The 10,398-nt window shown below is 66.4% G+C and carries 10 protein-coding genes and 1 pseudogene; 2 read left to right on the top strand and 9 right to left on the bottom strand.

Annotation, left to right across the window (positions count from 1 at the left end; translation table 11 throughout):
• Positions 1-44 precede the first annotated feature (44 nt).
• The 9 genes and pseudogenes from ACCC94_RS23760 to ACCC94_RS23800 all read right to left on the bottom strand — a co-directional run.
• Positions 45-452 (bottom strand): annotated as a pseudogene (locus ACCC94_RS23760) (aldehyde dehydrogenase family protein); the annotation flags it as partial.
• A gap of 262 nt (positions 453-714) precedes the next feature.
• Positions 715-1,632, bottom strand: coding sequence for a dihydrodipicolinate synthase family protein (locus ACCC94_RS23765; RefSeq protein WP_015475498.1), 918 nt, complete (start codon positions 1,630-1,632; stop codon positions 715-717).
• A 107-nt stretch (positions 1,633-1,739) separates the two neighbouring features.
• Complete coding sequence (locus ACCC94_RS23770; protein WP_413352063.1) at positions 1,740-2,771, bottom strand: trans-3-hydroxy-L-proline dehydratase; 1,032 nt, start codon at positions 2,769-2,771, stop codon at positions 1,740-1,742.
• A 158-nt stretch (positions 2,772-2,929) separates the two neighbouring features.
• Positions 2,930-3,652, bottom strand: coding sequence for an amino acid ABC transporter ATP-binding protein (locus ACCC94_RS23775; RefSeq protein ID WP_017521734.1), 723 nt, complete (start codon positions 3,650-3,652; stop codon positions 2,930-2,932).
• Positions 3,645-4,295, bottom strand: coding sequence for an amino acid ABC transporter permease (locus ACCC94_RS23780; protein WP_413352065.1), 651 nt, complete (start codon positions 4,293-4,295; stop codon positions 3,645-3,647). The genes ACCC94_RS23775 and ACCC94_RS23780 overlap by 8 nt, the downstream gene beginning before the upstream one ends.
• An 11-nt stretch (positions 4,296-4,306) precedes the next feature.
• Positions 4,307-4,972 carry an amino acid ABC transporter permease gene (locus tag ACCC94_RS23785; RefSeq protein WP_413352066.1) on the bottom strand — a complete coding sequence of 222 codons (666 nt, stop codon included), beginning with the start codon at positions 4,970-4,972 and terminating at the stop codon, positions 4,307-4,309.
• Complete coding sequence (locus ACCC94_RS23790; RefSeq protein ID WP_413352067.1) at positions 4,972-6,690, bottom strand: aconitase X; 1,719 nt, start codon at positions 6,688-6,690, stop codon at positions 4,972-4,974. Before ACCC94_RS23790 ends, ACCC94_RS23785 begins: the two co-directional genes overlap by 1 nt.
• Positions 6,691-6,760: 70 nt before the next feature.
• A complete protein-coding gene (locus ACCC94_RS23795) occupies positions 6,761-7,567 on the bottom strand; it encodes a transporter substrate-binding domain-containing protein (RefSeq protein WP_413352068.1) in 807 nt (268 codons plus the stop codon).
• Positions 7,568-8,194: 627 nt separating this feature from the next.
• The gene (locus tag ACCC94_RS23800; protein ID WP_413352069.1) at positions 8,195-8,974 is read right to left on the bottom strand and encodes a helix-turn-helix domain-containing protein; all 780 of its coding nucleotides are present in this window, start codon (positions 8,972-8,974) and stop codon (positions 8,195-8,197) included.
• Positions 8,975-9,145: 171 nt separating this feature from the next.
• Between ACCC94_RS23800 and ACCC94_RS23805 the strand changes: the two genes are divergently transcribed.
• Positions 9,146-9,835 (top strand): helix-turn-helix transcriptional regulator, encoded by a 690-nt coding sequence (locus ACCC94_RS23805; protein WP_413352071.1) that lies wholly within the window; start codon positions 9,146-9,148, stop codon positions 9,833-9,835.
• Positions 9,836-9,922: 87 nt separating this feature from the next.
• The gene (locus ACCC94_RS23810; protein ID WP_413352072.1) at positions 9,923-10,288 is read left to right on the top strand and encodes a VOC family protein; all 366 of its coding nucleotides are present in this window, start codon (positions 9,923-9,925) and stop codon (positions 10,286-10,288) included.
• Positions 10,289-10,398 lie beyond the last annotated feature (110 nt).

Consider the following 10,398-nt stretch of genomic DNA (forward strand, 5'->3'; position numbering starts at 1 on the left):
GCCGAATCCACCGGCATGCCGGCCGGCGTGTTCAACATGATCTACGGCGCCGGCTGACGCTCGGGTTGCGCGTGGTCGATACGCGCGCCGAGGAAGTCGCCGCGGCGCAGCACCTTGGCGAACAGGCGCATCTGGTTCGCGGTGCGCCCACGCTCCCCCTGGATGCGCGTGGCGGGCAATGCGGTCTCGCGGCAGACGATGGCGATGAAGTCGTCGCCGAGGGCTTCGAGTTCAGTGGCGATGGCGTCGAGGAACTGCGCGCGGCGTTCCGGCGACAGGGTGTGGTAGGTCGGGAAGGCGGCTTCGGCGGCACGGGCGGCGGCGTCGACTTCGGCCTCGGTGGCCTGGAGGAATTCGCGGGGCAGGGCTTCGCCGGTGCTGGCGTCGGGGCTCTGCAGGCGGACGGTGCCGGCGCCGATACGCTGGCCGGCGATGAAGTTCTGGGCGGTCATGGGCGGGCTCTCTGGTGCTGGATTTCGGTGCGGCGAAGAGCCCCTCTCCCCAGCCCTCTCCCTGAAGGGAGAGGGAGTGTCCGAGTGGCTTTGGCGGCCGTGCTTTGCTGATGCCTTGGTTGCAGGCGGAGCACGCGGTTTCCCTTTACGCCGAACCAGTCCCCTCTCCCTTCAGGGAGAGGGATAGGGAGAGGGCGCGGGCTGAGCGGGGGCACAGGTGTCCCGGCTGGCACGAAACGCTCTCGACTGTGCTGCGTTTTCCTCAGAGCCCCACATCCGGCAGCTTCGGCCGGTTCGCCAGTGCCTTGGCCATGATGGTCTCCACGTGCTCGCGATCAGCACCCTGCAGCGCCAGGCGCGGCGGGCGGGTGAGGGCGGTGCCGCGGCCGGCGATCTCTTCGCAGAGCTTGATGCACTGCACCAGGTCCGGGCGGGCATCGAGGTGGAGGATCGGCATCAGCCATTCGTAGATCGGCATGGCCTCTTCGTAACGGCCGGCCTTGCACAGGCGGAAGATGGTCTCGCCTTCCTGCGGGAAGACGTTGGACATGCCGGAAATCCAGCCTTCGGCGCCCACCGCGATGCTCTCCAGGACCACGTCGTCGAGGCCGGCGAAGAGGATGAAGCGGTTGCCCACTTCATTGCGCACGTCGATGAAGCGGCGGGTGTCGCCGGAGCTGTCCTTGAAGCAGACGATGTTCTCGCAGTCGGCCAGGGAGATGAGGATGTCCGGGGTGACGTCGTTCTTGTAGATCGGCGGGTTGTTGTAGACCATCACCGGCAGGTCGGTGCTGGTGGCCACGCTGCGGAAGTGCGCGGCGGTCTCGTGGGGCTTGGAGGAATACACCAGCGCGGGCATCACCATGATGCCGTCGACGCCGACCTTCTGTACCGCCTTGGCCACCTGGGAGGCGCCGTGGCTGGTGAACTCGGCGATGCCGCAGATCACCGGCACGCGGCCGCCGGAGGCGTCCTTGGCGACTTCGGTGACGGCCATCTTTTCCTCGATGGACAGCGAGGTGTTCTCGCCCACGCTGCCGCACACCACCAGGCCCGAAACGCCGTCGCGGACCAAGTTGGAGATCACCTTGTGGGTGGCTTCCAGGTTGACCGAGAAATCGTCGTTGAACTGAGTGGTCACCGCGGGGAATACGCCACTCCAATTGACCTTCTTGCTCATGGTTGTCTCCATTGTCGTATTTCGTATACGAAAGTCCTGGGAAGCTTCCCTGAAATTTCGTCGTAGAGTGCCGCTACGCGGCGAATCAAGGGTGAATCTGGGAAATCTCAGTAACCGTTCGGCCAGGTATCCGAGAGCCGGTAGCCTTCGGGCCACGGGTCGGAAGGGTCGAGAAGGTGCTGGTGGGTGCCGGTGATCCAGGCGCGGCCGGAAATGCACGGATGAATCGCCGGTTTGCCGCCGACGCTGGTAAGGCCGTCGATGCGGCAGTGGAACTTGGAATCGATGATCGAGTGGCCGACGAAGCGCTCGCCGTCCTTCAGCTGGCCCTTGGCATGCAGCACCGCCATGCGCGCCGAGCAGCCGGTGCCGCAGGGCGAGCGGTCGATCTTGCCGGGGCGGATGACCACCGCGTTGCGGCCGTGCAGGACGCCTTCTTTTCTTTCGACAGGCGCGGTCAGCTGGCAGAAGGAGATGTGCGCCCAGTCGTGGTTTTCCGGGTGCTTGAAGCCCAGTTGCTGGTTTGCCGCCTGGGTGATCTTCAGGCCGGTGGCGACCAGGTCGGCGGCCTCCGAGGCATGCAGGGTGAAGCCCAGGGCGTGGGCGTCGGCGAGCACGAAGCTGTCGCCGCCGTAGGCGGTATCCACCTGCAGCGAGCCCAGGCCTTCCACTTCGATCCAGGCGTCGAGCTGGTCGGCGAAGGAGGGCAGGTTGCGCACTTCCACGCGCTGCACCTTGCCGTCCTTGCAGTCGGCCACGGCCTCGATCAGCCCGCCGGGGGCTTCCAGGGTCAGGCGCGTCTGCGGTTCCTGCATCGGCAGGATGCCGCTGTCGAGCAGCACGGTGCTGACGCACAGCGAGTTGGAACCGGACATGGGCGGCACGTCGGCCGGTTCCATGATGATCCAGCCCATCTGTGCGCGTGGGTCCTTCGGCGGCACCAGCAGGTTCACGTGGCGGAACACGCCGCCGCGCGGTTCGTTGAGGACGAAGTTGCGCAGCACGTTGTCGCTGGCGATGAAGCGCGACTGCGCCCACACGGTATCGCCCGGCGGCGGGGCGACGCCGCCGACGATGACGTCGCCGACCTCGCCCTCGGCATGGCAGCTGACTACGTGGATGATCTTGCTCGAACGCATTGCTGTCTCCTGGTTCCGTGCCGGGCCGCCCTCTCCCCAGCCCTCTCCCTGAAGGGAGAGGGGGCAGGTCGTGCCGGCTGACGCTGTAGTTTTATCCTGCTCCGATCAGTCCCCTCTCCCGCGTGCGGGAGAGGGTCAGGGAGAGGGGCTCTTGTCTGTCAGTTCACCGACCTCAGAAACTCCGCCGTCTCCGCCCGCTGCGGGTTGCCGATCACCTGCTCCGGTGTGCCGATCTCGTGCACCAGTCCTTCGCGGAAGAACGCCACGCGGTCGGATACGTCGCGGGCGAAGCGGATCTCGTGGGTCACCAGAACCATGGTCATGCCCTCTTCGGCGAGCAGGCGCATGGTGTCGAGCACCTCGCCCACCAGCTGCGGGTCGAGCGCCGAGGTGGCTTCGTCGAACAGCATGTAGTCCGGCGACATGGCCAGCGCACGGGCAATCGCCATGCGCTGCTGCTGGCCGCCGGAAAGCTTCTGCGGGAACACCTTGAGCTTGTCGCCCAGGCCCACGTGCTTGAGCTGTTTCACCGCCATCGCCTCGGCCTCTTCCTTCGACAGGCCGAGCACCTTGCGCGGGGCGAGCATGACGTTCTCCAGCACGGTGAGGTGCGGGAAGGCGTTCCACTGCTGGAAGACGATGCCGATCTTCTGCCGCAGCTTGTTCAGGTCGGTGGTCCTGGCGTGGACCTCGATGCCGTCGACGCGGATCTTGCCGCGCTGGATCGGCTCCAGGCCGTTGATGCACATCAGCAGGGTGGACTTGCCCGAACCCGAGCCGCCGATGATCGAGACCACTTCGCCTTTCTTCACGGTCAGGCTCACGCCCTTGACCACTTCCAGATCGCCGTAGGCTTTGTGCACGTTGTCGATTTCAATCATTTTCCTGCCACCTTTGTTCCAGCCGGGCACCGAGGCGCGCCACGACCCAACTCATGAGGTAATAGATGACCCCGGCGATGCACAGCACCAGCAGGGGTTCCTGGATGCGCGTCACGATGGTCTGCGAGGCGCGGAGCAGTTCGACGATGCCGATCCACATGACCAGCGCGGTGTCCTTCATCACCCCCAGCACCAGGTTCAGCCAGCCGGGGAAGGCCACCCGCGCCGCCAGCGGCAGCACGATGTAGCGCAGGTCCTGCCAGTAGGTGAGGCCCAGCGAGCGGCTGGCGCGGCGGATGTTCGGGCCGACCGCGAGAATGCCGCTGCGGATGATCTCGGTGCAGAACGCCGCCGCGTAGACGCCCAGTACCAGGCAGCCGACGGTGAAGGCGCTCCAGTTCAGGCCGACGATGCTCTTCAGCGAGTTGAACAGCACGAACTGGATCAGCAGCGGCACGCTGCGGAAGATGTCGAGGAACCAGCCGACCGGCATCGTGGCCCGCGGCAGGGCGGCGCGCAGCCAGCCCAGCACGATGCCGGCGAGGGTGCCGATGAGCATGGCGCCGACGGTCAGCTTGACGGTGACCCAGGCTCCTTGCAGCAGGAACATCAGGTCGTTGAGGGTGAAGCTCGTGGAAAACATGCGCGCTTCTCCTAGTAGCGGAACAGCCGCCAGCTCAGCAGGCGGGCGACCGCCACGATGACCTTGGCGATGAGGTAATAGAGCACCGCGGCGAGGGCGAAGTACTCGAAGGTGCGGAAGGTGCGCACGTTGAAGTCCTGGGTCACGCCGGTGAGGTCGTTGTTCAGGCCCACCACCACGCCCAGCGAGGTCATCAGCACCGCCCAGACCATCTGGTTCGTCAGCGGGTAATAGACGATGCGCAGCAGCTGCGGAACGATGATCATCCGGTACGCCTGGAAGGCGCTCATGCCCAGCGAGCGCGCGGCGCGCATCTGGGTGTCCGGCACGGCCTTGAGGCCGCCGCGGAAGTTCTCCGCGAGGTAGCCGGCGTTGTTGAAGGTGATCCCCGCCAGCAGCGCCGCCCAGGAGCTGACATGCAGGCCGAAGGAACCCAGGCCGAAGTACAGGATGTAGATCTGGAACAGCGACGGGGTATTGCGGGCGATGGATACCCAGGTGTCGGCGAAGCCCTTCAGCCACGGGTTCTTCATCTGCCGCATGACGGTCAGCAGCAGCGCAATGAGCACGCCCAGGACCATCGACAGCGCGGCGGTTTCCAGGGTCACCCAGGCGCCGCCGAGCATGTCCGGCAGGGCTTTGAAGGCGGACCGCCAGTGGAAGCTGTAGTTGAACATCAGCGCACCCCCTCGCTCAGCCAGCGCGGCACGCCGCCGTCGGCGCGAGTGCTGCAGGCCGCCTCGACACAAGCGGCAAGACTGCCGAAATGCACCTGGCGACCAGCGAGGCCCGGACCGTAGTGGGCGTACTTCGCCGAATTGGTCATCAGCGTGGTGCACTGCGGCGGGATCACCGGCTCGCCGATCATGCACCAGCAGGTGTCGTTGAGCAGCTGCGCGCCGAAGTCTTCCAGCACCTTCACGTCACCGGCGGCGCGGGCCTTCTCCTGCACGGCGCGGCCAAGGGTGATGACCAGCGCGACGTCCGGATGCTTGCGCCGTCCGGCGACGAGCTTCGCCAGTTCCGCGCATTCGCTGGCGGAGAAGTGCGGGTTGCCCAGCGAGACCAGTTGCACACCCGGTTCGCTGGCGTGGTCCAGCTCGCGCCAGGAGGCGATGAGGTCCGCCGGGGTAACGCGCAGGTGTTGCAGCGGTGCCCTGTTGCCCAGGGCCGTTGCCGCGTCCGACGCTTCCGGCGTCACGCCGGCGATGTGGAACATCGGTGCGGCGGAGGTGGTGGCGAAGGCCGCGCCGAAGGCTTTCAGCGCGTCGTTGTCCGGAGCCAGTGGTTGCAAACCGTCGACCACCGGGATGCGCGAGCCGCACAGTGCGCCGATGTGGTAGCCGAGCAGCGGGAAGAGCGATTCGTCATGCTCGGCCGGCAGCTCGACATCGATCCGCAGGGTGGCCAGCCGGCCTTCGTCGCGGTGGCTGCCGACGTTCGGCGCGCGGCCGGTGAGGGCGATGCAGATGTCGAGGTAATCGGGGTATTTCAGGGTCCGCGCGCCGAGCACGCTGTTGGCGTACACCACGGCGTTGGACTCGGCCCAGACCACCTGTTCGCCGAGGCTCGGTTTGCTGTCCAGCAGGTAGGGCGCGCAGGTGTAGCTCATCTGCGCGCCCATCTCCATGTAGGCATCGCCCAGCGCGGCGGCAGGTTCGCCAAAGGCCTTGTCGACGCCCAGCTCACGCCAGCGGCGGTGGTCCACGGAGATGGAATTGAGCGTGGTCGGCACCTTCACCTGGCCGCCCCAGTCCGCCAGCTGGCGGGCGAAGCGCAGGCTCGCCGGACCGGTATAGATGCAGCCGTCGATGTGCGCCTGGGCGACATCGAGCAGGTCCTTGGCGCCTTGCAGCGCGGCCATGCGCAGGACGATCTGCATGGCGGCCTGGGCGGCCTTGCCGTGCTTGCCGTCGAGCAGTTCATGGTCGCCGGCACTTAGTGCCAGGCCATCCGGCAACGGGCCGGCGTCGCTGGCCATCACGCCCTGCCAGCCATCGGCAGGGCGCTCGGCGGTGAGTGTGACCTGACCGTCTTCGATACGGGCCCAGCCGCCCGCGGACAACTGCTCGAAACCCTCGCGCCCAAGGCACAGCACCGGGATGGAGCGGCCGAACAGTACCTGCGCCACCAGTACGCCGAGGGTGAGGATCTCGTCCGGCTCGGCCAGCAGCAGGGCTGCCGGCGCGTGGCCGTTGAGCAGCAGCTCCAGCATCACGCTGCTGCCGGTACAGGAGCCGCGTCCGCTGGGAATCGCCAGCACCCGGCCGGGCAGGAAGCTGCCGGACAGCGGGTGGTGGCGGTCGATGACCTCGCCCGTGAAAGGCTCGACGCCTCCCCAGAAGCTCAGCCCGGTGGCGGCGGGCAGTAGCGCCCCTTCGGCGCTACCCCCCATCAGGACCCGCCCTGTGAGGCGTGAGTCCTGCACCCTTGAAGCCTGCATCGAAGACATGTTGCGCCCGCCGTCAGTAGTACACGTGGGGAACGGTGAGGTCGACCGGGGCGCCGCCGACCCACTTCTCGTACAGCTCGGCGTAGCGGCCGGTGCGGACCTGCTGGTTGACGAAGAGGTTGAGGTAATGGATCAGGCCGTACTCGTTGCGCGCCGCGGCCAGCGACACGTAGTCGATCACGTAGGGCGCGTTGCCCACGACCTTCAGCCCCTTGTACTTGCCGGACTTGAGGGTGGAAGCGGCGACGGTGTTGGTCACCACGGTGGCGTCGATGTGGCCCTGGGCGACGGCCAGGATGGTGTCGTTCTGGCTCTGGTAGGCGCGGAAGGAACCCTTGCCGCCCCATTTCTTCACGTCCTTCTCCAGCGCGATGGCCTCATAAGTGCCGCTGGTGTTGCCCACCGGGCGGTCCTTGATGTCCTCGTACTTGGTGATGCCGGTGTCCTCGCGGGTCAGCACCACCATCTGGAAGGCGAAGTAGGGGATGGTCAGGGCGACCGTCTTGGCGCGCTCCAGGGTGTCGGAGGTGGAGGCGACGATCACGTCGGCGCGGCCGGAAACCAGTGCGGGGATACGATCCGGGAAGGGCGTCTCGACGACTTCGGCGGTCACGCCCAGCACTTTTGCCAGGTCGTTGCAGTAGTCCACATCGAAGCCGACCGGGTTGTTCTGCGCATCGCGCGAGCCCATCGGTGGGAAGTCCAGGGTCACGGCGCAGCGCAGCTTGCCGGATTCGATGATGTCGTCGAGCTTGTCGGCCTGGGCCTGGCTGGCGAGGAACACAGCGGTGAGGGCTAGAGCAATTCGGCTGAATTTCATGGGGGCCTCTCTGAGTCAGTGTTGTGCAGCAGTTTTTGTATTATGGATTTCGTATACGATATTTCTTAGAGCAAGGCATGTGCCAGAAATGGCCGGGCGTGACTCATGGGTCGCAGAGCCCGGTATTTGAGGGATTGGCTGTCGGCTGCCTTCCGAAACATCCGTAGGCGTGTTCCGGGCGCTGTTACCGAATGAAGCAGAGGCGTGTTTCGGTGCCCCTTATGGGAGCACTTGGCGGACTTTTGCGGCGTGGCGGGAAAGAGCGTTCGCGAGCAAGGGCTAGGCGCCCCCCTCGGTCCTACGAAGAGCGCCGGTGTAAACCTGTAGGAGCGAGCTTGCTCGCGAAGCGCATTCCGCAGTCGCCCCCGGTGAACGCATTCGTAGGATGGGTCGGGCGGCGTTCCGCGAGCTTGCGATACCCATGCTGTCCCGCGTGCCGCCTCCTACGAAGAGCGCCGGTGTAAACCTGTAGGAGCGAGCTTGCTCGCGAACTGCCCAGGCACGTGCGCAGGGCCTGCGCCGCATCGCCTCCGTAGGGCGCATTAAAGCGGCACGCTTTATCCGCCATTTCCGCGGTTGGTCTGACGGCGGATAACGCCGTAGGCGTTATGCGCCCTACCGGGCTCGTCAGTTCGGAGTGGATTGGGATTCGCGGTACTGCGTCGGCGACAGCCCGGTCAGCGCGCGGAATTGCCGGCTGAAGGCGCTGTGGTCGGTGTAGCCGCAGCGCAGGGCGATCTCGGTGATCGGCAGGTCTTCGCCCAGCAGGCGGGTGGCGGCGCCCAGGCGTGCCTTGTGGATCATCTGCCGCGGGGTGAGCTGGAAGATGCGCTTGCAGTGGCGCTCCAGTTGGGCGACGGACAGCCCGGCCAGCGCGGTCAGCTCGCCGAGGTTGATCGGCTTGTCGAAGTGCTCGCGTATATAAGCATCCACCGTCGCCAGGCGCTGGTACGCCGGGTGCGTGGACTGCGCGGCCTGCAGGTCGCTGGAGATTCCCGCCATGCCGATCACCGCGCCGTGGGCATCGCGCAGCGCCAGCTTGTGGGTCAGGCACCAGCCCGGCTCGCGGCCGGGATAAAGATGCAATTCCAGCTGGTCGCTGAGCTGGCCGCCGGTTTCCAGCACGCGGCGGTCCTGCTCGGTGTAGACCGGGCCGAAGCGCGAGGGGAAGACTTCCTCGGCGGTGCGTCCGAGCAGTTCGTTGGCGTCCTTCACCCCGCAGCGCCGCGCCAGGGTCTGGTTGACCAGCACGTAGCGCGCCGCGGTGTCCTTGATGAAGAACACCACGCCGGGCATGGCATCGAGCAGCGGGGAAATCTGCCGGAAGGTCTGCAGCAGGCTGTCCAGGTCACGGGCGCCCTGGGGGATCAGGTCGTGCATCGGCAAATGGGTCGGCTGTCGGAACATGGCGGAAGGTACGCTGCAAGGTGGCGAGGTGGCGGGGCGCTGTCAACTCGCCGGGCGAAGGCGGAAGGCTTTATCCGCCGACCTGGCTTGGGTATGCCGGTGCCTCGCGGTTGTCCGCGCCGCGTCGGCGTGCTGGAGTAGCGGCCGAATTTTCCACGTTGAGTACTGACCATGTCCCGAGCCCAGCGCCTGCTCGACCTCCTGCAGATACTGCGGCGCCATCGCCTGCCCGTGTCGGGGCGACAGCTCGCCGAGGAACTGGGCATCAGCCTGCGCACGCTCTACCGGGACATCGCCACTCTGCAGCAGCAGGGCGCCGACATCGAAGGCGAGGCTGGCGTCGGCTACGTGCTGCGGCCCGGCTTCGAACTGCCGCCGCTGATGTTCTCCCTGGAGGAAATCGAGGCGCTGGTGTTGGGCATGCGCTGGGTCAGCCGGCATGGCGACCGGGGCCTGGCCTCGGCCGCGCGTGATGTGCTGGCCAAGGTCGGCTCGGTTCTGCCGGCCGATTTGCGCCTGGAACTGGAGAGCAATGCCCTGCTGGTGGGCAGCCGACCGGTCGAAGGCGTGCCGGACGAGTTGCTGGGGCAGGTGCGCGAGAGCATCCGCCGGCAGAGCAAGCTGCAGTTCGCCTACCGGGATGCAGCCGGCCAGCTCACCGAGCGCGTGGTCTGGCCCTTCGGCCTGGGTTACTTCGAACAGGTTCGGGTGGTGATGGCCTGGTGCGAGTTGCGCCAGGACCTGCGGCACTTCCGCCTTGACCGCATGGAGCGGGTCGCCAGCCTGGCGGAGCGCTACCCGCGCCGACGCCAGGCTTTGCTCAAGGACTGGTACGCGCACCACGCCATCGCGGCGCAGTGAACGACTGCTGCCAGAAACTGACAGTGACTGGCCATAGCCTGCAATGGCCGGCAACGAGGCCGGCCCATTCAACAGGAAGGAGTTTCCATGGTCAGCCCGAACATGATCATTTTCTACGTCGACGATGCCCAGCGCAGCGCCGGCTTCTACGCGGAACTGCTGCAGCGCGATCCGGTGGAGAATACGGCGACTTTCGCCCTGTTCGTCTTCGACAGCGGCCTGAAGTTCGGCCTCTGGGCGCGCACCGGCGTACAGCCGGGCGCCGAGGCGCAAGCCGGTGGCAGCGAACTGGGTCTTCCCGTGCAGAGCCACGCCGAGGTGCTGCGCCTGCACCGTGACTGGCAACAGCACGGCGTCGAGATCATCCAGCCGCCCACCCGGATGGACTTCGGCTACACCTTCACTGCACTCGACCCGGATGGTCATCGCCTGCGCGTCTTCTGCTTGAGCTGAGCCTTCCCTGCCATCGCTGGGCCCTTCAGTCTTCGGCCAACTGCAGCAAGGTTTCCACCCGCGCCGGGCTGAAAGGCGGGCGCGGCGGCGAAGCAGCTGTTCGGCTGGCA

Source organism: Pseudomonas sp. Pseusp97 (genome assembly GCF_047304025.1).
Classification (GTDB): Bacteria; Pseudomonadota; Gammaproteobacteria; order Pseudomonadales; family Pseudomonadaceae; genus Pseudomonas.

Bases quoted from the DNA above. Each gene is read 5' to 3' on its own strand.
- ACCC94_RS23765 (WP_015475498.1), bottom strand. From the start codon at position 1,632: ATGAGCAAGAAGGTCAATTGGAGTGGCGTATTCCCCGCGGTGACCACT.
- ACCC94_RS23770 (WP_413352063.1), bottom strand. From the start codon at position 2,771: ATGCGTTCGAGCAAGATCATCCACGTAGTCAGCTGCCATGCCGAGGGC.
- ACCC94_RS23775 (WP_017521734.1), bottom strand. From the start codon at position 3,652: ATGATTGAAATCGACAACGTGCACAAAGCCTACGGCGATCTGGAAGTG.
- ACCC94_RS23780 (WP_413352065.1), bottom strand. From the start codon at position 4,295: ATGTTTTCCACGAGCTTCACCCTCAACGACCTGATGTTCCTGCTGCAA.
- ACCC94_RS23785 (WP_413352066.1), bottom strand. From the start codon at position 4,972: ATGTTCAACTACAGCTTCCACTGGCGGTCCGCCTTCAAAGCCCTGCCG.
- ACCC94_RS23790 (WP_413352067.1), bottom strand. From the start codon at position 6,690: ATGGGGGGTAGCGCCGAAGGGGCGCTACTGCCCGCCGCCACCGGGCTG.
- ACCC94_RS23795 (WP_413352068.1), bottom strand. From the start codon at position 7,567: ATGAAATTCAGCCGAATTGCTCTAGCCCTCACCGCTGTGTTCCTCGCC.
- ACCC94_RS23800 (WP_413352069.1), bottom strand. From the start codon at position 8,974: ATGTTCCGACAGCCGACCCATTTGCCGATGCACGACCTGATCCCCCAG.
- ACCC94_RS23805 (WP_413352071.1), top strand. From the start codon at position 9,146: ATGTCCCGAGCCCAGCGCCTGCTCGACCTCCTGCAGATACTGCGGCGC.
- ACCC94_RS23810 (WP_413352072.1), top strand. From the start codon at position 9,923: ATGGTCAGCCCGAACATGATCATTTTCTACGTCGACGATGCCCAGCGC.